Genomic DNA, 24,105 nt, shown 5'->3' on the forward strand with positions numbered 1-24,105 from the left:
ATGATCGATCTGGCCACGCTGCTCATCTGGCTTTGAGGACAGGCCCTAGGGCGGCTCCGCCCCGGAGGCCGTCAAACGGCCTGCGGGGTGGAGCCGGAATGTGCTGTTGACGTTTTCGTGCTCAGCCGGGGGAGTTCCCGCAGCAACAACCCGGCCACCACGGAGATCAGTGCGGCTCCGCCGTTGTAGATCGCGACAGTCGTCCAACTGCCGCTCGACTTGAACAAAGCCGCCGAGATCAGCGGGGCGAACGAGCCGCCGAGCACCGCGCCCAGCCCGTAGGACACGGCGAGTCCGCTGTACCGGATCGAAGGCGGGAAAGACAACGCGAAGAACGTAGGCTCAGCGGCGGAGTTCGCGCTGACCGCCAGGAACAGCAACACGAAACCGGCCACCATCGGCAGGTAGCTTCCGCTGCCCAGCAGCGGGTAGAACGCGAACGGCGTCAGCACCAGGGCGATCGCTGACACCACGAAAACCTGCTTGCGCCCGAACCGGTCGGCGAGCAGGCCGAACAGCGGGGTGCTGACCATGTACATCGCGGTCACGATGAGCAGCATCGACAGCAGTGTCGTCTTCGGATGGTGCAGCACCGAGGTGCCGTAGGTCAGCGAATACACTGTCACGACGTAGAAATTCACGTGCGTGCCGAGGCAGCACAGCATCACCAGGAGCATCGGACGCCAGCCGCGCTTGATCGCGTCGACGAGCGGCACGCGCTTCACCGCTGGGGCGTTCTCCACACGGACGAACTCGGGGCTTTCGTCGAGCTTGACCCGGATGTACAGGCCGACCAGCACCAGCACCGCGCTCAGCAGGAACGGGATGCGCCAGCCCCAGGCGAGGAATGCGTCGCCGGGCAGTTCGTTCAGCACCAGGAACAGCAGGTTCGCCAGCAGCAGACCCCAGCCCGCGCCGGAGTTGACGAACGCGCCGGCCAGGCCGCGGCGGTTGTCGCCGGAGCTTTCCACGCTCATCACGAAACCGCCCGCCTGTTCGCCGCCGAGGGCGAGGCCCTGGACCAAGCGGCAGAGCACGAGCAGGATGGGCGCGAGGATGCCGATCGTGCGGTAGGTCGGCAGCAGGCCGATCGCGAAGGTGCCTATGCCCATCAGCATCATGGTCAGGAACAGGACGCGTTTGCGGCCGACGCGGTCGCCGAGGTTGCCGAAGATCGCCGCGCCGATCGGGCGCATCACGAAGGCGATCGCGAACGTCGACAGTGACAGCAGGACCCCGGCGGCGGGATCGACCTGCGGGAAGAACAGTTTTCCGAAGACCAGCGAGGCGGCGACCCCGTAAACCAGGAAGTCGTAGTACTCGACGGTGGTGCCGACCATGCTCGCCACGACGGCGCGGCGGCCGGAGCGGGCGCGGGCAGCGGGTTCCGGTGCGGACGGGGATTTCGGCGTCGTCATTGAACGCCCCTCTCCGAATGGGGTGCGGCGGACCGGGAAATATGATCAAAACAGAGCCCCGAGCGGGGTCGCCGTAGCGTAAGCAGGACGTTCGCGGTAATCAATTCGGAGTTCTCGAAGCGCTGCTTCGGGTTTGCGAAATAGGTTTCCTCCGCCCGTGCGCGTAGCGTCCCGTGGATGGGAGACACGCATTCCGGGCCGCTGGCGGGGGTACGGATCGTCGAACTGGGCGGGGTCGGGCCGACGCCGTTCGCCTGCATGCTGCTGGCCGATCTCGGCGCCGAGGTGCTGCGGATCGAACGCCCGCCCGGTTACGATGGCGGCGCGCCGATCGAACCGCGCTTCGAGCTGATGAACCGAGGCCGCCGCGGGGTGCCGTTGGACCTCAAGACCCCGGACGCGGTCGCCGCCGTGCTGCGGATGGTCCGGCAGGCTGACGCGCTGGTCGAGGGGTTCCGTCCGGGCGTCGCGGAGAAGCTGGGGCTCGGGCCGGGCGAGTGCCTGGCGGTCAACCCGGCGCTGGTCTACGGCCGGATGACCGGCTGGGGCCAGGACGGTCCGCTGGCCAGGGCCGCGGGCCACGACGTCAACTACGTGTCGCTGACCGGCGTCGTGCACTCGATCGGCGAGGCGGGAGGTCCGCCGGTGATCCCGTTGAACCTGGCCGGCGACTTCGGCGGTGGGTCGCTTTACCTGGCGCTCGGCGTGGTGTCCGCGCTGCTGGAAAGCCGCACGTCCGGCCAGGGCCAGGTGGTGGACGCGGCGATGGTCGACGGTTCGGCGTCGCTGATGACCGCGTTCTACGGCTTCCGCGCGGCGGGCTACTGGACCGACGAACGTGGCACGAACCGCCTCGATTCCGGCGCGCCCTGGTACCAGGTCTACGAGACCGCCGACTGCGGCTGGATCAGCCTTGCCGCGAACGAGACCCGGTTCTGGCGCAATACCCTCCGGATGCTCGGCTTCGCCGAGGACGAACTGCCCGGTCAGCACGACCGGGAGCATTGGCCGGAGATGAAAAAGCGCTTCGCCGAGGTGTTCCGGACGAAGACGCGGGACGAATGGTGCGCGCTCGCCGAAGGACAGGATGTCTGCCTCGCGCCCGTGCTGTCGATGGCCGAGGCTCCGAGGCATCCGCACCTGCGGGCGCGCGGCACGTTCGTCGAGGTCGACGGCGTCGTGCAGCCCGCTCCGGCGCCGCGGTTCAGCCGTACGCCGGGAGCGATCCAGCGGCCTCCCGCCGCGCCGGGCGAGCACGCGGCGGAGGCGCTGGCCGACTGGGGCTTTTCCGCTGAAGAGTCCGCGGCCCTGCGCACCGGGTTCGGAAAACCCGAATCCCGCCTTCGGGAATCGTCAATTGGCTTTCCGGGCCGGTCGCATTAATCTGATGGAAACCGCGATGGGAGTACGAGAAAATGTGCGCGAATTTCCTGGAAGAGGCGCAGTCCGAGTGGCTGAAAACCGTCAACGACTTCATGGACAACGAGGTCACCGTCGAATATGTGCGCAAGTGCGATTTCGAACGGCAGTACCCGTACGAGGCGTATGCCAAGATCGCGAAGCAGGGCTGGCTCGGCATTCTGATCCCGGAGTCCGAGGGCGGCTCCGGCGGGGACATCTTCGACTACTCCCTGATGGCCGAGGGCCTCGGCAAGTTCGGCTTCGACTTCGCCTGCTCGGTGCTGGTGCCCACCTTCACCGCGATGAACATCATCAAGTACGGCACCGCCGAGCAGAAGGCGCGCTACGTCAAACCGTTCATCGACGGCGAGATCCGGTTCTCCGTCTCGATCTCCGAGCCGGACGCCGGTTCGGACGCGGCCAACACCAAGACCCACGCGCGCCAGGACGAGAACGGCGACTGGATCGTCAGCGGCTCGAAGCTCTGGTGCAGTGGCGCGGCGGCGAAGGACACCGTCATCGCGATGCTGGTCCGCACCGACAAGAACGACAAGCACAACGGCCTGTCCGTGCTGCTGATCCCGAACGACACCCCGGGCCTGGACATCCGCAAGCTGCCGACGCTGTCCCGGCACGCGACCGGCACCACCGAAATCTTCCTTGACGAGGTCCGGGTGCCCGCGGACGCGCTGCTCGGCGAGGTCGGCCAGGGCTGGAAAATCATCACCGAGCACCTTGAGCTGGAACGCTGCGCGGTCGCCGCGGCCTACACCGGCAACGCGCAGGAGGCGGTGGACAACGCCAACCGGTACGCCCACCAGCGCACCCAGTTCGGCAAGCCGATCCGCGATTTCCAGGTGCTCAAGCACATGCTCGCGGAGAACCAGACGCGCGTCGACGCCGCCCGGCTGCTCTGCTACCGCGCGGCGCGGATGAAGGCGGACAACCTGCCGGCCGCCCGCGAGACGTCGATGGCCAAGCTGTACGGCTCGGAAACCCTGAAGCAGTGCGCGCTCGACGGCATGCAGATCCTGGGCGGCTACGCGAACCTGCCCGAGGGCGACATGGAGCGCTACCTGCGCGAAAGCATCCAGTCGACGATCGGCGGCGGCACCTCCCAGATCCAGCGCACGATCATCGCGAAGTCGATGCGCCTGCCCGCCTGAACCTGTTCTGAGGAGAGAAGATCAATGGGGATCAACAACCGCGTCGACCTGCCCTTCGACGAGCTGGAGGTCGGTCAGACCTTCCGCACCGGCGGGCGGACGATCACCGAGGCCGACGTCGTCAACTACTGCGCGCTCACCGGCAACTGGATCGAGATCCACTCCAACAAGCACTACGCCGGGCAGACCCGGTTCGGGAAGCGGCTGGTGCAGGGCTCGCTGACGTACTCGATCATGACTGGGCTGATCCAGTTCGGCCCGTCGATCCAGGCGAACTACGGGATCGACAACCTGCGCTACCTCAAGCCGGTCGCGATCGACGACACGATCTACGTGACCGCAGAGGTCACCGCGAAGAAGGAAAAGGACGACAAGTACGGCGTCACCACGTTCTTGATGAAGGCGCTCAACCAGGACGGCTACGTGGTGCAGCGCAGCGAGTGGAGCCTGCTGATGCTGCGCCGCCGCGAGGACCTCGAAGCGCTGCTGGCGGCGTCCCTGCCGACGGAGAAGCAGCCGGAGAAGAAGTGAGCGCGGGGGAACCGGTCGCCGCGATCGTCGGGATGGGCGACGCGTACGCGTCGAAGGCCGACCGGAAAGACCCATTGCAGCTGGCCACCGAGGCGACGATGGCCGCGCTGGCCGACGCCGGGATCGGCAAGCACCAGGTGGACGCCGTGTTCACCGGACGCTCGCCGTGGGCGGACAAACGGTCCCAGTGGAGCAACATCTTCATCTCGCACCTGCAGATGCCGGTCACGCTGAACAGCGAGATCACTCTGCACGGTGCCGGGCTGACCTCGACCATCGCGGTGGCGTCGCAGATGATCGCGGCCGGTGCGGCGGAGTACGTGCTGTGCGTGCAGAGCGACGCGACCGAATTGTTCGTGGACGCCGTGGCGATGGGCTCCGAAGCGGATTCGGACCCGCAGTACGAGGTGCCCTACGGCCCGACCATCCCGTCGCTGTACGCGCAGGCCGCGCACCGGTACTTCCACGAATACGGGCTGACCGAAGAAGATCTCGCCGACGTCGCCATCGCCAACCAGCGGTGGGGCGCGCGGCATCCGCACGCGGCGAAGCGCAAGCACGGCGAGATCGACCGCGAGAAGGTGCTCTCCTCGCCGTACGTCGCCACGCCGCTGCGCCGGTGGATGTGCTCCACCTGGGGCGGCGGCACCGGCGGCGCGCTGGTGGTCGCCTCGCCCGAACGCGCGAAGGAAGCCCGCGACCCGGTGTGGGTGCGGGGCTACGGGTCGGCGACCACGCACGAGTACCTCACCGACCGGATGAACATGCGGTCAGGCCGGTTCGCCGGGCTGGGCGAGTTCCCGAATCTCACGCACACCGCGACTGTCGAGGCCGCGCGCCAGGCGTTCACCCGGTCCGGGCTCACTCCGTCCGATGTGGACATGCTGCAGCTGTCGGTGAACTTCGCGCACATGGGCCCGATCGTCCTGGAGGACCTGGGTTTCGCGAAGAAGGGCCACGGCATCGACGTGTACCGCGAAGGCCGCACCGGCGTCGACGGCGACCTGCCGACCGACACCAACGGCGGCTGGCTCTCTTTCGGGCAGCCGGGGATCTCGTGCAACATGGACAGTCTGGTCGAGGCGGTCCGGCAGCTGCGCGGCACCGCGCTGGGGCTGGCACCGAAGCGGAAGCCGCGCACAGTGCTGGTGCAGGGCGCGGGCGGAATGCTTGCCGCGGCGGGCGTGATGGTGTTGTCCGGCAACGACGCTGGGAGGCCGTAATGAGCGAAGACTGGCCGCAGCCGTACCGGCTGCCGGACGCCGAACCGTACTGGACGGCGCTCGGCGAGGAACGGCTCACCTATCAGCGCTGCGGTTCGTGCAGCGAGGTCGTGTGGCCCGCGCACTCGTACTGCCCGCACTGCTCGGCGCGATCGCTGGACTGGGAAGAGTCGCGAGGTCGCGGCACGGTGTGGTCCTACAGCACGATCACGCGCGGTCCGACGCCGGTGTGGGCCGCGATCGTGCCTTACACGGTCGGGTTCGTCGAGCTGGCGGAGGGCTACCAGCTGTTCACGCAGATCGAAGCGGAACCGGACAAGGTCGAGATCGGCATGCCGGTCGAGGTCCGCTTCGTGCGGCGCGGCGAGCAGACGCTCCCGGTGTTCGCCCCGGCAACGGAGGAATGACATGGCAGGCCCGCTCGACGGTGTGCGGATCCTGGACCTGACCTCGAACTTCATGGGGCCGTACGCGTCCCTGTTGCTCGCGGATCTCGGTGCCGACGTCGCGAAGGTGGAGTCCCCGGAAGGGGACACCACCCGCGGCGTCGGCCCGCGGCGAAATCCCGGGATGGCCGCGATTTTCCTGCACCTGAACCGGAACAAACGCAGCCTCGTGCTCGATCTGAAGCATCCGGACGGCCGCGACGCGCTCGTGCGCATGATGCGCTCGGCCGACGTGCTGCTGCACAGCCTGCGTCCGGCCGCGATGCACCGGCTCGGACTGTCCTATGCGGACGCTCGCGAGATCAATCCGCGGCTGGTGTACTGCGGCTGCTTCGGATTCGGCCAGAACGGTCCGTACGCGAGCAAACCGGCGTATGACGACCTGATCCAGGCCGCGGTCGGGATGCCCGTGCTGCAGAGCCGCGGACAGGGCGAACCGGAGTACGTCGCCACCGCGATCGCCGACCGGGTCGTCGGCATGGCCGCCTCGAACGCGGTGACCGCGGCGCTGTTCCACCGCGAGCGCACCGGGCACGGGCAGGAGGTGCAGGTGCCGATGTTCGAGACGTTCGCGCATTTCGCGATGGGCGACCACCTCTACGGGCACACCTTCGTGCCGCCGATCGGGGACTGGGGCTACGCCCGGATGCTGAACGCGGACCGCCGCCCGTATCGGACTCTGGACGGCTACCTGGGCGTCAACATCTACACCACCCGGCATTGGCAGCGGTTCTTCGCCGCGGTCGGCCGCGCGGATCTGGCGGAGGATCCGCGGTTCGCCGACATCCACGGCCGGACCGAGAACATCGGCGAGCTGTACGCGTTCCTGGCCGAGGTGTTCGCCACCCGGTCCACCGGCGAGTGGCTGAAGGTGCTCACCGAGGCGGACATCCCGGTGATCCGGATGAACACGCCGGAGACGCTGCTGAGCGATCCGCACATGAGCGACATCGGGTTCTTCGCCGAGCAGGACCACCCCTCAGAGGGGCGGCTGCGCACCATCGGCATCCCGCAGCAGTGGAGCGAAAGCGCTCCTGAGCTGCGGTACCCCGCGCCTCGGCTGGGCGAGCATTCGGCCGAACTGCTGCGGGAGTACGGATTCGGCGAGGACGACGCGGGCGCGCTGCGCGAAGCGGGCGCGGCCGGAATTGGAGTGCGCGATGACGCGTGAGCTTCCCCTGAGCGGGATCGTCGTGGTGGAGCTGAGCGACAGCGCGTCGGCACCGTTCGCGGGCAAGATCCTGGCCGAACTCGGCGCCGAGGTGTGGAAGGTGGAGCGGCCGGCCGGCGACTCCGCGCGCGGCTGGGGACCGAGCGAATGGAAGGGCGACGGGGCGGCGTTCCACGCGCTCAACCGGGGCCGCCGCTACCTGCGCCTCGACATCAAGGACCGCGAGCAGCTCGCCACGCTGCACCGGCTGATCGCCGAGCGCGCCGACGTGTTCCTGCACAACCTGCGGCCCGGCAGCGCGGCCAAGTACGGCCTCGACGCGGAGAGCCTGCGGGTGACCAAGCCGGAACTCGTGCACTGCGAGATCGGCGCGTTCGGCAAGGCCGGGCCGCTGCGCGAACTGCCCGGTTACGACCCGCTGATGCAGGCGTTCTCCGGGATCATGGACATCACCGGGGAGCACGACGGCGGCCCGGTGCGCGCCGGGGTGTCCATTGTGGATTTCGGGACCGGGATGTGGGCGGTGATCGGCATCCTCGCGGCGCTCAACCGGCGGCACGTGAAGCACACCGGCGCCGCGGTGGACGCGTCGCTGCTGGAGACGGCGATCGCGTGGAACTCGGTCGGCATCGCCGGCTATGCGGCCGACGGCTACCCCGGCAGCAGGCACGGGTCCGGCGTGGCGTTCATCGTCCCGCACCGCGCGTTCGCGGCTTCGGACGGCGCACTGATCATCAGCTGCGCCAACGACGCGCTGTTCGCCCGGCTGACCGCGGCGCTCGGGCACCCGGAATGGGCGGACGAACCGAGGTTCGCGACGAACGCCGCGAGGCTGGAGAACCGCGCCGAAATCGATCGGCTGATCGGCGAGCGGATCGCGACCGGCACCCGCGCGCAATGGCAGGACCGGCTGCGAGCGGCCGGGATCCCGTGCGCGCCGGTGCAGACGACCCCGGAGCTGGTCAGCCACGAGCAGACCCGCGAACTCGGCATCATCGGCGCGGCCGACGAGGGCGAGATCGGCGTCGTCGGGCTGCCCTTGTCCTTCGACGGCAGGCGCCCGCCGCCGCTGCCCGCGGTCCGCCCGATCGGCGCGGACAACGACCTGCTCGGCTCGGTGCTGCCGACCCGGGCCTGACCCCGTCCCCGGACAGAAGTGGAAAGTGTCATGGCTGCGCCGTATTCGGAAAAGCAGTGGAGCGCGATCGAGTCCGCGACCGACAGCGAGGCTCGGGCGGTACAGGACGAGCGGTTGCGGGAGCAGGTGGCGTATGTGGCTGCGCGCAGCGTGTTCTACCAGGAGAAGTTCGCCGGAATCGACCTGGCGAAGGTGCGGACGGCCGAGGACCTGGCCCGGTTGCCGTTCACGGAGAAGCAGGAGCTGCGCGAAAGCCTGGCCGCCGCACCCCCGCTGGGGGCGCACGTGGCGGCGAACCCGGACGAGATCGTGCAGATCCAGGCCTCCTCGGGGACCACGGGCAGCCCGTCGTATGTCGGGCTGACCCGCGGCGACATCGAAACCTGGTGCGAGCTGGGCGCGCGGGCGCTGTACGCGAACGGGTTCCGGCCCGGCGACCGGCTGCTGCACGCGTTCGGGATGAGCAAAGGCTTCGTCGGCGGATTGCCGGTGGTGCAGATCCTGCAGCACATGGGGATCGTGGACATCCCGATCGGCGCCGAGGCGGGCGCGGAGCGGCTGCTGCGGGTGCAGGCGGACCAGCGGCCGAACGCGCTCATCGGGACGCCGTACTTCCTCGCCTACCTCGCCGGACAGGCCCCGTCGATCGTCGGTCTCGACGCCCGGGAGCTGGGAGTACGTGCGATCAGCGTCGGCGGCGAACCCGGCGGCGGGCTGCCCGCGGTGCGGGAGAAGCTGGAATCGCTGTGGGGCGCGACCTCGCGGGAAATGCTCGGCGGCACCGACATCGCCTGCACCTACTGGGGCGAATGCGAGGCCGCGAACGGAATGCACTTCCTGTCGCCGGACCTCATGGTCGCCGAACTCATCGACCCCGACACCGGCGAGCGGATCGCTCCGGTCGAGGGCGCACAGGGCGAGCTGGTGTACACCGCGCTGCGCAGGCAGGCGTCGCCGCTGGTGCGGTTCCGCACACGCGACCACGTGATCGTGACCGGCACGGACTGCGCGTGCGGGAGGACCGGATACACGGTGCGGTGCATCGGGAGGACCGACGACATGCTGATCGTCCGCGGGATCAACGTGTTCCCGTCGGCGATCAAGCAGTTGGTGGCGGAGCTGGCCCCGGCCGCCACCGGCGAGATGCGGATCCGCGCGGACTTCGAGGGGCATTCGACGCAGCAGCCGCTGCCGCTCGTGGTCGAACACGCGGCCGGGCTCCCGTCCGGGAAACAGGCTGAACTCCGGACGTCCCTGGAAAGCCGGATCCGGTCCGCGCTGAACGTGAAAACCGCCGTCACGCTGGTCCCGGACGGCTCGTTGAAGCGCCCTGACCACGTGAAAGTCGCTCTCGTCGAACGGGTGCCCGCGCAGACCGCGTGATAGAGGTAGAGCGTGAGCGCGTTCAACAGGCTGCACCTGATCCGGCAGGTCGACCTCCTGACCCTGCGGCTGTTCCTGTCCGCGGTCGAGGAGAAGCAGATCGGGCTGGCCGCGATCCGGGAGAACGTCTCGGCCTCGACGGCGACGAAACGGATCCACGACCTGGAGGCCATCGCCGGCATCGAACTGCTGGACCGCGGCCCGCGCGGCGTGGTGCCGACGCCCGCGGGCGCGGTGCTGGCGCGGCACGTGCGCAAGATCTTCGGCAGTCTGGAGGACATCCGGTCGGAAATCGCGGCGTTCACCGAGGGAATGCAGGGAGATTTGACTATCGCGTCGGCACGGTCGATCTTCGCGCCGTTTCTCGCGCGGGAACTCGGTGAATTCTACCGGCAATACCCGCAGGTCCGGTTGATCGTCCACGAAATCGAAAACAAGGAAATCGTGCGGGAGGTCGCGCGCGGCGAAGCGGATCTCGGCGTGTTCGCCGCGGCGCACGAACTCGACCTGACCGGCGTGGACGTGACGCCGTACCGCCGGGACCGGATCGTGGTGGCGTTGCCGCGCGGGCACCGGTTCGCCGACCGGCTGAGCGTGACGTTCGCGGAGCTGCTGCCGGAACCCCTGATCGCGGTGGGCCCGATGGCGGGCGCGTTCCGGGCCGCGGCGCGCCGGCTGGGCGAGGAGTTCGAACCGGCGTTCAGCGTGCGCAGCGGCGAGGTCGCGCTGAGCCTGGTCCAGGCCGGGCTCGGGGTCGCGGCGCAGCCGGAATGCATGGTGCCGCGGGAGTTCCTCGATCGGGTGGCGGTAGTCGAGCTCGCCGAACCGTGGGCGGAACGGAAGATCCACCTCGCCACCGCCGCGGGCCGCCGTCCGGGCCCGGCGTGCCGGGCGCTGATCGAGCAGCTGCTGGACCGGCCCGTGGACGAGCCTCCGGTGGGCGGCTGAGGGCCCGGTTTCCGTTGGCCGAATTGCCGATTCGGAGATTTCGAATTGATTCCCGTCGTGTGCTCCGGCTAGCATCGAAAACGCGGAAAGAAATCATCTGAGGTTATCGGGCGCGGTGAGCGCTGTTCCGTGCTGCCGGAAATAGGAGGCCGAAAACGATGAACGCACATCGGGGTGCGGTGGTCGGGTGCTGACCCGCGCAGCGGTGCTGCGGGAAACGCCGGGCCGGTACGAGGTCGTGGAGCTGCAGGTCGAGGACCCGCGGCCGGGCGAGCTGCGGGTGCGGATGGTCGCCAGCGGCCTGTGCCACTCCGACGACCACTTCGCCACCGGCGACCAGACCCCGCCGATCCTCCCGTTCGCCGGCGGGCACGAAGGGGCCGGAATCGTCGAAGCGGTCGGGCCCGGCACACCGGGGTTCGCCGAAGGCGACCACGTCGTGTTCTCGTTCCTCCCGGTCTGCGGCCGGTGCCGGTTCTGCGCCCGCGGCCTGCAGAACCTCTGCGACCTCGGCGCCTCGCTCGGCACCGGCGCGCGACCGGACGATCCGACGTCGTTCCGGCTGTCGCTCGACGGGCGGCCGGTCGGCCAGATGGCCGGGCTCTCCACCTACTGCGAGCACACCACCGTCTCCACCGCGTCGGTGGTCAAGATCGATCCGGACATCCCGCTCGACGTCGCGTGCCTGACCGGCTGCGGCGTCGGCACCGGATGGGGCGCGGCGGTCAACTCCGCTGCGGTCCGCCCCGGGCACGTCGTGATCGTGATGGGCATCGGCGGCATCGGGATCAACGCCGTCCAGGGTGCCGCGCACGCCGGCGCCGCCGCGGTGATCGCGGTCGATCCCATTGCGTTCAAACGGGAATCCGCGCTGAAGCTCGGCGCGACCCACGCGGTCGCGGACATGGCCGAGGCCACCGAACTGGCCCGGTCGATGACCAACGGGCAGGGGGCCGATTCGGCGATCGTCACCATCGGCGTCGTGGCCGGGCGGCACCTCGGCCAGGGGCTCGCCGCGGTCCGCAAAGCGGGCACGTGCGTCGCGGTCGGGCTGGGGGAGACCTTCGTCCGCGACGGCGATTTCAACCTGCACGAGCTGGTCCTCTACCAAAAGCGTCTGCAAGGTTCGCTGTTCGGCGCGAGTTCGCCGACCGCGGACATCCCGGCGCAGCTGGAGATGTACCGCCAGGGCGTGCTGAAGCTCGACGAACTGATCACCACCCGCTACGCCCTCGACGAGGTCGCCGCCGGTTTCGACGACCTGAAAGCGGGCCGGAACCTCCGCGGCGTCATCGTCCACTCCGCCTGACGACCGAAAGGACAACGATGTCCGCAGAAGCACCGCCCCGGGAAACGATCTCGGTCGGCGACATCAGCGTCACCTACCTGCCCGACGGTGAGGCCAGCGTCTCGGAGACCGCGCTGTTCCCGGCCGGCACCCCGGAGCTGTGGAACGCGCACCGGGAACTCTTCGACGCCGACGGCAAGCTCCTGCTGTCCCTCGGCACGTTCCTGATCCGCACGGGCGACCGCAAGATCCTCGTCGACCTGGGGTTCGGCGACCACACCGTCGACTTCCCCGCCGCGGACGGCGTGTTCCGCTCCGGACAGCTGCTCACCAGCCTCCGCGAGGAAGGCTTGGCTCCCGAAGACATCGACACGGTCTTCTACACGCACATGCACATCGACCACGTCGGCTGGACCGCGCAGAACGACGCGCTCACCTTCGGCAACGCCCGCCATCTCGTCGGCGAAGGCGAAGTCGAATACTGGCAGTCCCTGGGTGACAACCCGATGGCAGCGGTCGGCCCCGACCCGGACGGGGTGCTGGCTCCGCTCGAAGGCCGGATCGACGCGGTTTCGGACGGCAGCGTCATCGCGCCCGGCATCTCGGTCGTCGCGACGCCCGGGCACACCCCGGGGCACTGTTCGCTGGTCGTTTCGTCCGGGCAAGACCGCGCGTTGCTCCTCGGCGACGTCCTGCACTGCCCGGTGCAGCTCGCCGACAACGAGGTCTCGCTGGTCTTCGAGGTGGACGCGGAATTGGGCAAAAAGACTCGCGCCCGGATCCTGGGCGAACTGGAAGGCGACCCGGACACCGTTGCCGCGCAATGCCATCTCACCGGCTCGGCATTCGGCCGGGTGCTGCGCGGCCGCTCCCGCCGGACGTGGACCTCGCTCGCGTCCCAGGGCGTGTCGTGACGATGCCCGCCGAGTACTTCGAGATCGACTCCGCCGCGGTCGGCGCCCGGTTCGCGGTGAGCGTTTTTCTCCCTCGTGGTTACGACCGCGGCGGGGATTGGCCGCTGGTGTACGCCACGGACGGCAATATCGTCGCGCCGCTCACCGAAGGCCTGCGCGGCGCGCTCACTGACCGGCAGCAGGCGTGCCCGGTCGAGCCGTATGTCCAGGTGAACGTCGGGTATGTCGCGGAAGACGCGCCGAACCAGCTGGTCTTGCGCAACCGCGACCTGGTTCCGCCGGGCGAGGGCGTGCCGGTCTTCATGCGCGCGCACATCCGAGGTCGGCTCGGCGTCGACTCGGGCGCGGTGCCGGAATCGGTGTGCGACGAGTTCTTCGCGCAGCAGAAGAACGCTCGCGCGGACAGCTTCCTCGCGTTCCTGGAGACCGAGCTGCACCCGGAGATCGAGTCCCGCTACCGGTTCCGCTCCGGCGATGTCGGGCTGTTCGGCTACTCCTACGGCGGTCTGTTCACCCTGTTCGCCTTGACCGCGGGTTCCGCCCTCTTCACCCGGTTCGGCGCCAGCAGCCCCGGAGTGGTTGTGCCGGACAGCCGCATCTACGAACGCTACGAAAACCTGCACCGGCTGCCCCGGGAAACGTTCCTGCACCTGACCGTCAACGCGTACGAAATGCTTGGTCCGAGCAAGTTCTACCGGCATCTGGCGATCGAGTTCCTGCGCTTCCTCGACGTGGTGACCGAGCGGCCGCTGCCGGGTCTGCGCGTCAGCACCGAGCTGATCCCGGGCGAATCGCACAGCACCGGAATGGCCGACGCGTACCGGAGTTTCCTGCGTGCCTGCTACCCCGGAGGTGCTTCATGAAGACAACCGCCGCGCTGCTGTGGGAAGCGCCGGGCACGTGGGACGTGCGCGAGGTCGATCTGGATCCGCCGAGGGCGGGCGAAGTCCTCGTGCAGATGATGGCGTCCGGCCTGTGCCACTCCGACGACCACTTTGCCCAGGGCGACATCCCGTTCCATTCCTATCCGGCCTGCGGCGGCCACGAGGGAGCCGGCATCGTCCGCGAGGTCGGCCCGGGCGTCACTCGGGTCGCGCCGGGCGACCACATCGTGACGTCGTTCATCCCGGCGTGCGGGCATTGCCGGATGTGCGTGGCCGGGCGGCAGAACCTGTGCGACAACGGGGCGCTGATCACCGTCGGCACCCAGCTCGACGGCACGTTCCGGATGCGCGCCGGCGGCCGCGGCGTGGCACAGAACGCCTGTGTCTCGACGTTTTCCGAATGGACTGTCATCCCCGAGGTGTCCGCGACGCCGATCCGCCGCGACGTCCCGTTCGAGGTCGCCGCGATCGTCGGCTGCGCGGTGCCGACCGGCTGGGGCTCCGCGGTGCGCGCGGCCGGGATCGACGCCGGGGACGTGGTGATCGTGATGGGCACCGGCGGCATCGGAATGAACGCGGTACAGGGCGCGCGCTACGTCGGGGCGGAGCACGTCCTCGCAGTCGACCCGCTGGCGATGAAGCGCGAACTCGCGCTGAAACTCGGGGCCACGGAGGCGTTCACGGATATCGGCGAGGCGACCGAACGAGCCCGTTCGCTGACCAACGGCCAGGGCGCGGACTCGGCGATTGTGTGCGTCGGCGTGCTCGCCGCCGAGCATCTCGCGCAGGCGTACGCGGCGATCCGCAAGGGAGGCACGCTCGTGGTGACCAGTGCGGCGAAGCACGACCTCGTCGGGATTCCGGTGCCGCTGCTCGAATTCACCATGTCGGAAAAGCGGATCCAGGGCGCGCTCTACGGAATGGGCGGCCCGGCCCGGGAGATCCCGCTGCTGCTGGACCTGTACCGGAACGGCTCGCTGAAACTGGAGGAACTGATCACCCGGACCTACGACCTCGAACAGGTCAACGAAGCGTACGCGGACCTGCACAACGGGCTGAATGTGCGCGGAGTGGTGAGTTTCGCGAACCGGCACGGAGGGGCCTGATGACCACATTGGACGGAAAAGTCGCCCTGATCACCGGCGGCACCGGCGGCACCGGCGGAATCGGCCGCGGCGTGGCGCGTCGGCTGGCCGCCGCTGGGGCGACGGTCGTGCTGAACGGCCGGGACGAACGCAAAGCCGAGCCCGTGCTGGCCGAACTGGACGGCAAGGGCCATTTCGCGGCGGGAGACGTCCGGTCCGCAACGGACATGGCCGCGGTAGCCGCCGGCACGGCGGAGCGGTTCGGCGGCATCGACATCGTCGTGCCCAGCGCGGGCGGCAACGACGACGAGGCCCGCACCACCGCGGTGCGCGGGCCGTTCGCCGACATCGACCTGGAACGCGTCACCGCGTTCATCGGTGCGGCCGTCGCGGCGAAACTCAACGTCGTGCAGGCTGCCGTCCCGTACCTGCGGGCGCGCGGCGGTGGCAGCGTCGTCTTCGTGACCTCCGAGGGCGGCCGGGTTCCGACGCCCGGCCAGACCGCCATCGCCACCTTCTCCGGCGGCTTGATCATGGCGAGCAAGGTGCTGTCGAAAGAGCTTGCGCGCGACCGGATCCGGGTCAACTGCGTGTGCGTGACCGTGGTCCGCGACTCGCCGTCGTGGACAGCCGCGTTCGAAGCGGAAGACGCGGTGAGCGACCGGCACCGCAAGCAGTACGAGAAGATCATCGAACGCAGTCCGCTGGGCGTCGCGGCCCCGGAGGACATCGGCGACGTCGTCGCGTTTCTGGCTTCCGGAGAGTCCCGGTATCTGACTGGCCTGGTCGCCAGCCCGACCGGCGGCCTCACCGTCCACTGAGGAGGTCCCGTGATGCTGCCGGACGCGCTGAGCGGGCGCTGGTACAACTCCCGCGCGTTCGACCTCGCTGACCCGTGGGCGGATTTCACCCCGAAAAGCACGGCGGTGGTGCTGGTCGACCTGATCAACTGGCAGGCGCATCGCGACGGGTTCAGCGCGCGGGTGGCTTCCGGGGACTACAAGACCGCGCGGTGCGAGAACGTCGTGCTCCCGGCACTGTCGCGGGTGCTGGCCGCGGCCCGGGACGCGGGCGCGGCGATCGTCCATTCGAGACTGGCCAGCCGGGCGGCGGATTGCGCGGACATCGTCCCGGCGTTGCGGGCGTATGTGCGGGCGGCGCAGGCGTGGGAAGGAAACTGGGCCGCGGAACCTCTCGACGGCCTTCACGCGCCGGGCGACCTGGTGGTCACGAAGTCCGGCTCGGGTGCGTTCGGCAGCTCGGATCTCGACCAGGTGCTGCGGAACCTCGGCGTGCGGACGGTGCTGTACGCGGGCGTAGTGACCGACCGGTGCGTCCTGCTCACCGCCGCGGGCGGGTTCGACCTCGGCTACCAGCAGTACCTGCTGACCGACTGCACGGCCGCCTCGACCGCCGCTGACCAAGCCGCGGCCGAGCGGCTGATCGGCGGATACCTGGCACGACCGGTTACCGCGACCGAGGCGGCCGGCGCTTTCGAAACGAGTTAAGGAGAGTCTTCGCATGCTCGACCGGCACGACCACCACATCGGCGGGTCCTCCGTGCGGTCCCATTCCGCAGGCAGGATCCCCGTCGTGAACCCGGCCACCGGGGAAACGTTCGCCTCGATCGCCGACGGAGACGCGACCGATGTGGACGCCGCTGTGCGGGCTGCCGCTGAGGCCGGGAGTGCCTGGGCGGCTACCGAACCCGCTGAGCGCGCCGCGACCCTGCGCCGTCTAGCCGATGCTTTCGAGCGGCGCATTCCGGAGATGTCGGCGCTCGTCACCCGGCAGAACGGCACCCCGATCAGCCTGTCGACGGCGATGCAGACGCAAGTTCCGCTGAACTACCGGTACTTCGCGACGCTCGCGGAGAAACTCGCGGTGGAGGAACCGGTCGCCGCGTCGGTGGGCGATGCGTTCGTCCGACGGGAGCCGCGGGGTCGTGGGCGCGGTTACCCCCTGGAACGGCCCGCAGCCGTTGCTGGCGTGGAAGTTCGGCCCCGCGCTCGCGGCAGGCTGCACCACTGTGGTCAAACCGGCTCCGGAGACCTCGTTGGACGCTTTCCTGTTCGCGGACGTCGCGGCCGAGGCGGGCGTTCCGGCCGGGGTGCTGAACGTGGTGACCGGCGGGAGGGAAACCGGCGCCGCGCTGGTGAAGCATCAGCTGGTGCGGAAGGTCGCGTTCACCGGGTCCACCGTGGCGGGCAAGGCGATCGCGGAACGCTGCGGTCGCGACCTCAAGCGGGTCACGCTGGAACTGGGCGGGAAGTCCGCCGCGATCCTGCTCGACGACGTCGACCTGGACGCCTTCAAACCCTTCGTGGCTACCGCGTGTTCGCCGAACACCGGGCAGGTCTGCCGTTCGCTCACCCGGGTGCTGGCCCCGCGATCGCGCTACGACGAGGTGGTGGACGCGGTGCGCGCGGCGATGGCGGAGATCCCGCTGGGCGACCCGGCGGATCCGGCCAGCCTGTTCGGGCCGCTGGTCTCGCAGCGCCAGCGGGAGCGAGTCGAGACCTATGTGGAATTGGGCCGGGCGGAGGGCGCGAAGATCGTGCTCGGCGGAGGTCGCCCGGCGCGGTTCCCGCGCGGGTACTACGTGGAGCCGACGGTGTTTCGCGACGTCACCAACGACATGCGGATCGCCCGCGAGGAGATCTTCGGACCGGTGCTCGTGGTGATCCCGTACATCGACGACGCCGAGGCGGTGGCCGTCGCGAACGATTCGGAGTACGGACTCGGCGGGGGAGTGTTCTCGCCGGACCGCGAACGCGCGACGGACCTCGCCCGCCGGGTGGTCACCGGAACCATCGGCGTGAACAGCGCGTCGTTCCCGATGGAGGCTCCGTTCGGCGGGGTGAAAAACAGCGGCGTGGGCCGGGAACTGGGGCCCGGAGCGCTGGACCCGTACCTGGAGCAGAAGACGATCTTCCGCGCCTGAGGGCTCGGGGACCAACGAAACCCGCTTGCGGCGGCGCATCAGGACTCGCGCATGGATCCAGGGACAGATCCTTCCTGGGAAAGAACGCGAACTGGTACGGCCGCGCGTCATCGGCGAGTGTGGATGGCAGACCGGGGAAACGCCCCGGCCCTGACAGAGGAGGGCTTGATGGCCACCGGCGCCGTCGAGCACGTCGAGTTCCGCAACCGCGACATGTACTGGGACATCGCGGCGGATCTCCACTTCCCACCGGACTTCGACGAGTCCGGGACCTACCCCGCGATCGTCGTCGCGCACCCGAATCGACCGGGACGGGCTCGAGGTCTGGCTGACACGCAGAGGGCACATCGTGAACAGCGAACGGCAGGAGGTCACCGAGGACCAGTTCGGCGAGGCGCGAATCAGGACCCGTACCTGGGCATCGGCAAGGAGCACTACGAGGGCCCCGGTGCCTACCAGTTTGTTCGGTTCCTACGAGACGGCGCCTCGGATCGGTAGCGGTCCGAGCCGAACGCCCGGTTGTCGCCGCCCCGGCCGGTTTCTTCAGCGGTGCCCATGCTGATCCAGCCGCCCGGGCCGCCGCGGCCGGACTCGGCCTGGTGGCGTGGCCGGACGGGCTCCGCGACCACCGATTCGTCTGCACAGTCGGGGGCCGGCCGGTCCTGTTCAACGGCGGTCCGCAGCTGCGGACGGCCCGCTCAGCCGCGGGTGCGACCGGACGATTCGGTCGATCGCGAGGACGACCTCGCGGACCCGTGCCAGCGACGTGAGGTCGCGCGGGGTGGTGATCCAGTAGGAGCGCCGGGCGCGGAGTTTCTCCGGGAGGACTTCGTCGAGCTGAGGGTCGTCCGCGCCGATGTAGGTCGGCAAGGGCACGATGCCGAGTCCCGCGCGGGCGGCCGCATGGTGGCCGGAGATGTTGTTGGTCTGAATCCTGGCGTGTGCGCGCGGCACGAGATCTTCCAGTATTCGCAACGGTTGCACGTCGAGGACGGCATCGATGTACCAGACGAGTTCGTGGCTGTCGCGGAGCTGTTCCACGGTCTCTGGCCGACCTTGCCGTTCGAGATAGCCGGGGGAAGCGTAGAAGCGCAGCTCGTAGTCGGCGAGGTGCCGGACGGACGCGGCTCGCGGGGTCGGGCGTTCCAAGGTGATCGCGACGTCGAAGTCGCGCGCGGTGATGATGTCGTGGGTCGTCGCGGTCAGGACTTCCAAGTCCAGGTGCGGGTGAGCGTCTACAAGGGACTGCAAGTGGGGTACGAGGACGTAGGCGCCGAAACCGTCCGGGGCCAGGATCCGCGCTGTCCCGGTCAGTTCGCCGGAACGCGACGTCACCGCTTCCAGCGCGCGCGACATGCTCAGCTCGATGGCCTCCGCATGGGGAAACAGGAGCCGTCCGGGCTCGGTGAGCCTCCAACCGTGCGGGTGGCGGTCGAACAGCCGTGTGCCGAGTTCTTTTTCGAGACGTCTGATGCGCCGCGAAACCGTGGTCTCGTCGACCTTCAGCCGGACGGCGGCGTCTCGCAGCCTGCTCGCACGCGCGACCTCGAGCAGGTACCGGAGATTCTCGATGTCCATCCGCGGAGTCTGCAATAGTGCAGGCTCGACTGCAAATTTGGCCGTTGACGGGTGCAGTTCTGCAGGAGAGGTTAGGGCCGCACGGAGCAGGCACCCCGACGGCCGACACGAAGGTTTCCTGATGAGCGTTGACATCCACATTTCTCCTGTTCTCCGCATCGGCGCCGGCAGCGTCGACACCGTGGGCGCGCTCGTGGCGTCGTTGGGCGCGCGCCGCCCGCTCGTCGTCACGGACGGGTTTCTGGCTTCGTCCGGGCTGGCGGACCGGGTGGCCGAGCGGCTGCGAGGTTCGGGCGCGGACGTCGAGATCTTCGCCGGCACCATCCCCGACCCCACCACTGAGTCCCTTGTGGACGGACTCTCCGCGGTCCGCGCGCACGACGCCGACAGCATTGTCGCGGTCGGCGGCGGGAGCCCGATCGACACCGCCAAAGCGCTTGCGGTGCTTGCGGTCCGGGAAGGGCCGATGCGGGAGCTGAAGGCTCCGTACCGCTACGACGGCGAGGCGCTCCCGGTGGTCGCGGTCCCGACGACTGCGGGAACCGGTTCCGAGGCCACGATGTTCACGATCATCACCGACAGCGAATCCGGCGAAAAGATGCTGTGCGCCGGACGGGCGTACCTGCCGTCCGCGGCGATCGTGGACTACGAGCTGACGATGTCGATGCCGCCCCGGCTCACCGCGGACACCGGGATCGACGCGCTGACCCACGCCATCGAGGCGTACGTGAGCAAGAAGGCGAACGCGGTTTCGGACACGTTCGCACTCTCGGCGATTTCACGGATCGGCCGCTGGCTCCGGCCGGCGTACGCCGACGGTGCCGACGTGCGGGCCCGGGAAGAGCTGATGACCGCGGCGACGCTGGCAGGGATCGCGTTTTCGAATTCGAGCGTCGCGCTCGTCCACGGCATGAGCCGTCCGCTGGGCGCGCATTTCCACATCGCGCACGGCATGGCCAACGCCATGTTGTTCGCCGAGGTCACCGCTTTCTCCGTCACCGCAGCCGAGGAGCGATACGCGACGTGCGCCCGCACATTGGGGGTCGCCACCGACGACGACTCCGACGCCGCAGCCGCCGAGGCGCTCGTGCGCGAGCTGCGCCGGCTCGCGCAGGACCTGGAGGTGCCCACTCCGGCCGGCCGGGGCGTCGACCGACAGGAGTGGGACGCGCTGGTCCCTGTCATGGCTGAGCAGGCGCTGGCCTCCGGCTCGCCTGGAAACAACCCGAGGGTGCCGACCGCCGAGGAGATCGAGCAGCTCTACGCCGCCGTCTACGCCTGAGCACATTCCCCCGTATCGCACAAAAGGAGAACCGAACATGCCCGAATCCGCTCCCGCCCTGGTCCCGCACTGGATCGACGGGGCCGAACACCCCTCCGCCAGCGGACGCACCGCTCCGGTGTTCGACCCCGCGCTCGGCGTCGAAACCAAGCGGATCGTGCTCGCGGACAAGGACGACGTCAACGCCGCGGTGGCCAGTGCCAAGGCCGCTTTCCCGGCGTGGAGCAGGCTTTCGCTGGCCCGTCGGCAGGCGGTGCTGTTCAAGTTCCGCGAACTGCTCGAAACACGGAAGGGCGAACTGGCCGAGATCATCACCGCTGAGCACGGCAAGGTGCTCTCCGACGCGCTGGGCGAGATCACCCGGGGCCAGGAGGTGGTCGAATTCGCGACCGGGCTGGCGCACCACCTGAAGGGCGAGTTCTCCGAGCAGGTGTCCACCGACGTCGACGTCTACTCGACCCGGCACCCGCTCGGCGTGGTCGGCATCATCTCGCCGTTCAACTTCCCGGCGATGGTCCCGGCCTGGTTCTTCCCGATCGCGATCGCGGCCGGGAACACCGTCGTGCTCAAGCCGTCGGAGAAGGACCCGTCGGCAGCGCTCTGGATCGCGAAGCTGTGGAAGGAAGCCGGTCTGCCGGACGGTGTCTTCACCGTCCTCAACGGCGACAAGGAGGCCGTCGACGGACTGCTGGAACATCCCGACGTCAAGGCGATCAGCTTCGTCGGCTCCACGCCGATCGCCCGCTATGTCTACGAAAACGGCACCGCGAACGGCAAGCGGGTCCAGGCGCTCGGCGGGGCGAAGAACCACATGCTCGTCCTTCCCGACGCCGATCTCGACCTCACCGCCGACTCGGCGGTCAACGCCGGCTTCGGCTCGGCGGGCGAACGGTGCATGGCGATTTCCGTCGTCGTGGCGGTGGAACCGGTCGCGGACGACCTGATCGCGAAGATCGTCGAGCGGATCAAGACGCTGCGCACCGGCGACGGCCGCCGCGGCTGCGACATGGGCCCGCTGGTCACTCGCGAACACCGCGACAAGGTCGCGTCCTACATCGACGTCGCGACCGCGGACGGGGCGACGGTGGTGGTCGACGGCCGCGAGGTGAAACCGGACGGCGACGCGAACGGGTTCTGGCTCGGCCCCACCCTGATCGACCGGGTGCCGGTCACCTCACCCGTGTACACCGACGAGATCTTCGGGCCGGTGCTCGCCGTGGTCCGCGTGCCGTCGTACGAAGCCGGAGTGGACTTGATCAACTCGTCGGCGTTCGGCAACGGCACCGCCGTTTTCACCAACGACGGCGGGGCTGCGCGACGTTTCCAGAAGGACATCGAGGTCGGCATGATCGGCATCAACGTGCCGATCCCCGTCCCGGTCGCCACTTTCAGCTTCGGCGGCTGGAAGGACTCCCTCTTCGGAGACACCAAGGCGCACGGAGCCGAGGGAGTGCGGTTCTACACCCAGATCAAGGCCATCACCAGCCGCTGGCTCGATCCGTCGCACGGCGGCCTCAACCTGGGCTTTCCCGAGAACTGAGGGTTCCCTCCCGGCCGGCGCCGACCCCGGCCGGGAGTCGGCACCGGTTCACCCGATGGGCTTGTGTCGCGAGCTTCCATAGGCTTCACTAGGGGGAAGTTGGAATTTGCATACGATCAACTTGTTCTGGGTGATCGTATGACGGAGAGAAGACCGCTCCTCTCTCGCAACTGGCACGAAAGGCACTGGCATGAGTCTTACCGGGAGGCGCGACGAGGCGCACTCCGCACCCGACGCGGGCTTCGTCTCCGACGGTCGCGCGCAGCAGGCCCCGGAACGCACCGGCCGGCTTCGCGGCACTATGGGCACGATCCAGCTGGCCTTCACCGTGCTGGCCATGTCGGCGCCGATCGGCAACGTCGTGGGCGTGCTGCCGCTGGGCATCACTCGCGGCAACGGCATCGGCTCGCCGACGATCTACATCTTCGTCGGCCTGATCTTCCTGCTCTTCGCGGTCGGGTTCACCACGATGACCCGCAACCTCCCCAGGGCAGGCGCGTTCTATACCTACATCACCGCCGGCCTGACCAGGCCGGTCGGCCTCGGCGCGGGCTTCCTCGCCGCCTTCACCTACCTGGTGCTGATGGTCGGCAGCTACGCCTTCTTCGGGGTGTCGGTGCAGAACGTGCTGACCCAGTTCGGGCTCCCGAACGTCCCGTGGTGGATCTGGGCCGTCGTGTGCTGCGTCATCATCACCGCGCTGGGGCACTTCAACGTCGAGATCTCCGGAAAGGTGCTCGCCGNTGCTCGCCGTCCTGATGGCGGTCGAGGTCGTCCTGGTCATGCTCTTCAACCTGCCGGTCCTCTTCAGCGGCGGACCGCACGGCTACCAGCTCGACTCCTTCCACCCCACCCAGGTCTTCTCCGGCGATCTCGGCGTCGCGGTCCTCTTCGCCATCGCCTGCTTCATGGGCTTCGAGTCGTCGGCGATCTACCGCGAAGAAGTGCGCAATCCCGACCGCACCATTCCCCGCGCGACCTACCTGGCGATCATCGGCCTCGGCACCTTCTACGTCCTGACCTCATGGGCGCTCGTGACGTTCTGGAGCCCGGGCAAGGTCGTGGCCGCCGGAGCGGCCGATCCCACCCAGCTGTTCACCGGCGGCTTCCGCTACTACATGGGCTCGACCTTCACCCAGATCATGACGGTGCTCGTCGTGTCGAGCGTGTTCGCGGGCGCGCTCTCGACGCACAACGCGTTGTCCCGCTATCTTTTCTCCCTCGGACGCGACGGCATCATGCCCGCGTTCCTCGGCAAACCGCACCGCAAGCACGGCTCGCCCGCGAAGGCGTCCGCGTTCGCGACCGGGGCGGTCGTTCTCGTCTCGATCCCGTTCCTGGCCTCCCGCCTGGACCCGGTCACGATGTACTCCTCGATGTTCGCGCTGGGCACCTTCAGCCTGCTGGTCCTGTTCCTGCTGACCACGCTCGCCGTGCTCCGGTACTTCCGGCTGATCACCCACCGGGAGCGCGTGTGGAACACCGTCGTCGCGCCCGCGCTCGGTTTCCTGGGCCTGCTTCTCCTGCTGGTCCTCAGCTCGGTCTTCTACGCGATGTCCATCGGCGGTCCCCAGTGGCTGGCCGTCGGACAACAGCTGCTGCTGGCGGTGATCCTCGTCGTCGGGATCGTGCTGGGAAACCGGTGGCGGCGGACGCGGCCCGCGGCGTACGCGCGGATCGGCAGCGCCGAAGGGGACGACGTCGGCAGCCAGCTCACCGTCGAAGCGCTCCCGTCCCCTGTCCAGGAAGAGGTTTGAGGCATCCG

Annotated in this window: 20 protein-coding genes and 1 pseudogene; 19 read left to right on the forward strand and 2 right to left on the reverse strand. The window is 68.9% G+C overall.

The features are described 5' to 3' along the window. Nucleotides 1-71: 71 nt before the first annotated feature. Nucleotides 72-1,418 (reverse strand): MFS transporter, encoded by a 1,347-nt coding sequence (locus tag A4R44_RS36440; RefSeq protein WP_067591229.1) that lies wholly within the window; start codon nucleotides 1,416-1,418, stop codon nucleotides 72-74. A gap of 177 nt (nucleotides 1,419-1,595) precedes the next feature. Between A4R44_RS36440 and A4R44_RS36445 the strand changes: the two genes are divergently transcribed. The 16 genes and pseudogenes from A4R44_RS36445 (at nucleotide 1,596) to A4R44_RS36520 (ending at nucleotide 17,940) form a co-directional block, all read left to right on the forward strand. Continuing rightward, the gene (locus A4R44_RS36445; RefSeq protein WP_095213839.1) at nucleotides 1,596-2,801 is read left to right on the forward strand and encodes a CaiB/BaiF CoA-transferase family protein; all 1,206 of its coding nucleotides are present in this window, start codon (nucleotides 1,596-1,598) and stop codon (nucleotides 2,799-2,801) included. A 32-nt stretch (nucleotides 2,802-2,833) separates the two neighbouring features. Next, on the forward strand, nucleotides 2,834-3,985 hold the full coding sequence (locus tag A4R44_RS36450) for an acyl-CoA dehydrogenase family protein (RefSeq protein WP_067591232.1): 1,152 nt from the start codon (nucleotides 2,834-2,836) through the stop codon (nucleotides 3,983-3,985). 24 nt (nucleotides 3,986-4,009) lie between these two features. Next, complete coding sequence (locus A4R44_RS36455) at nucleotides 4,010-4,516, forward strand: MaoC/PaaZ C-terminal domain-containing protein (RefSeq protein WP_067591235.1); 507 nt, start codon at nucleotides 4,010-4,012, stop codon at nucleotides 4,514-4,516. Beyond that, nucleotides 4,513-5,739, forward strand: a complete 1,227-nt coding sequence (locus A4R44_RS36460; protein ID WP_198545570.1) for a thiolase family protein — start codon at nucleotides 4,513-4,515, stop codon at nucleotides 5,737-5,739. The genes A4R44_RS36455 and A4R44_RS36460 overlap by 4 nt, the downstream gene beginning before the upstream one ends. Further along, nucleotides 5,739-6,146 (forward strand): Zn-ribbon domain-containing OB-fold protein, encoded by a 408-nt coding sequence (locus A4R44_RS36465; RefSeq protein WP_067591237.1) that lies wholly within the window; start codon nucleotides 5,739-5,741, stop codon nucleotides 6,144-6,146. Before A4R44_RS36460 ends, A4R44_RS36465 begins: the two co-directional genes overlap by 1 nt. A 1-nt stretch (nucleotide 6,147) precedes the next feature. Further along, complete coding sequence (locus tag A4R44_RS36470; RefSeq protein WP_067591240.1) at nucleotides 6,148-7,356, forward strand: CaiB/BaiF CoA-transferase family protein; 1,209 nt, start codon at nucleotides 6,148-6,150, stop codon at nucleotides 7,354-7,356. Next, nucleotides 7,346-8,494 carry a CaiB/BaiF CoA-transferase family protein gene (locus A4R44_RS36475; RefSeq protein ID WP_067591243.1) on the forward strand — a complete coding sequence of 383 codons (1,149 nt, stop codon included), beginning with the start codon at nucleotides 7,346-7,348 and terminating at the stop codon, nucleotides 8,492-8,494. Before A4R44_RS36470 ends, A4R44_RS36475 begins: the two co-directional genes overlap by 11 nt. 30 nt (nucleotides 8,495-8,524) lie before the next feature. After that, nucleotides 8,525-9,877: a phenylacetate--CoA ligase family protein gene (locus A4R44_RS36480; RefSeq protein WP_067591246.1), complete on the forward strand. Its 1,353-nt coding sequence runs from the start codon at nucleotides 8,525-8,527 to the stop codon at nucleotides 9,875-9,877. Between the two features lie 12 nt (nucleotides 9,878-9,889). Then, a complete protein-coding gene (locus tag A4R44_RS36485) occupies nucleotides 9,890-10,825 on the forward strand; it encodes a LysR family transcriptional regulator (RefSeq protein ID WP_067591249.1) in 936 nt (311 codons plus the stop codon). 187 nt (nucleotides 10,826-11,012) lie between these two features. Beyond that, entirely contained in the window at nucleotides 11,013-12,134 is a 1,122-nt protein-coding gene (locus A4R44_RS36490; RefSeq protein WP_067591252.1) for an NDMA-dependent alcohol dehydrogenase, read from the forward strand. A 17-nt stretch (nucleotides 12,135-12,151) separates the two neighbouring features. After that, complete coding sequence (locus A4R44_RS36495; RefSeq protein WP_067591255.1) at nucleotides 12,152-13,027, forward strand: MBL fold metallo-hydrolase; 876 nt, start codon at nucleotides 12,152-12,154, stop codon at nucleotides 13,025-13,027. Between the two features lie 2 nt (nucleotides 13,028-13,029). Beyond that, nucleotides 13,030-13,890: an alpha/beta hydrolase gene (locus tag A4R44_RS36500; protein ID WP_067591257.1), complete on the forward strand. Its 861-nt coding sequence runs from the start codon at nucleotides 13,030-13,032 to the stop codon at nucleotides 13,888-13,890. Next, on the forward strand, nucleotides 13,887-15,017 hold the full coding sequence (locus tag A4R44_RS36505) for an NDMA-dependent alcohol dehydrogenase (protein ID WP_067591260.1): 1,131 nt from the start codon (nucleotides 13,887-13,889) through the stop codon (nucleotides 15,015-15,017). Before A4R44_RS36500 ends, A4R44_RS36505 begins: the two co-directional genes overlap by 4 nt. After that, nucleotides 15,017-15,817, forward strand: coding sequence for an SDR family NAD(P)-dependent oxidoreductase (locus tag A4R44_RS36510; protein WP_198545571.1), 801 nt, complete (start codon nucleotides 15,017-15,019; stop codon nucleotides 15,815-15,817). The genes A4R44_RS36505 and A4R44_RS36510 overlap by 1 nt, the downstream gene beginning before the upstream one ends. A 12-nt stretch (nucleotides 15,818-15,829) precedes the next feature. Continuing rightward, the gene (locus A4R44_RS36515) at nucleotides 15,830-16,504 is read left to right on the forward strand and encodes a cysteine hydrolase family protein (protein ID WP_093574761.1); all 675 of its coding nucleotides are present in this window, start codon (nucleotides 15,830-15,832) and stop codon (nucleotides 16,502-16,504) included. A 13-nt stretch (nucleotides 16,505-16,517) separates the two neighbouring features. Further along, nucleotides 16,518-17,940 (forward strand): annotated as a pseudogene (locus A4R44_RS36520) (aldehyde dehydrogenase). Between the two features lie 666 nt (nucleotides 17,941-18,606). Here A4R44_RS36520 and A4R44_RS36530 read toward each other — a convergent pair. Next, on the reverse strand, nucleotides 18,607-19,518 hold the full coding sequence (locus A4R44_RS36530; protein ID WP_067591268.1) for a LysR family transcriptional regulator: 912 nt from the start codon (nucleotides 19,516-19,518) through the stop codon (nucleotides 18,607-18,609). Nucleotides 19,519-19,639: 121 nt separating this feature from the next. Here A4R44_RS36530 and A4R44_RS36535 point away from each other — a divergent pair, with 121 nt between their 5' ends. From A4R44_RS36535 to A4R44_RS36545, 3 genes are all read left to right on the forward strand, one after another. After that, entirely contained in the window at nucleotides 19,640-20,800 is a 1,161-nt protein-coding gene (locus tag A4R44_RS36535) for an iron-containing alcohol dehydrogenase (RefSeq protein WP_067591273.1), read from the forward strand. Nucleotides 20,801-20,837: 37 nt separating this feature from the next. Then, nucleotides 20,838-22,340: a CoA-acylating methylmalonate-semialdehyde dehydrogenase gene (locus A4R44_RS36540; protein ID WP_067591276.1), complete on the forward strand. Its 1,503-nt coding sequence runs from the start codon at nucleotides 20,838-20,840 to the stop codon at nucleotides 22,338-22,340. A 758-nt stretch (nucleotides 22,341-23,098) separates the two neighbouring features. After that, nucleotides 23,099-24,097, forward strand: a complete 999-nt coding sequence (locus A4R44_RS36545) for an APC family permease (RefSeq protein ID WP_067591279.1) — start codon at nucleotides 23,099-23,101, stop codon at nucleotides 24,095-24,097. Nucleotides 24,098-24,105 lie beyond the last annotated feature (8 nt).

The sequence above is a fragment of the Amycolatopsis sp. M39 genome (assembly GCF_001651785.1).
GTDB classification, from domain to species: domain Bacteria; phylum Actinomycetota; class Actinomycetes; order Mycobacteriales; family Pseudonocardiaceae; genus Amycolatopsis; species Amycolatopsis rubida.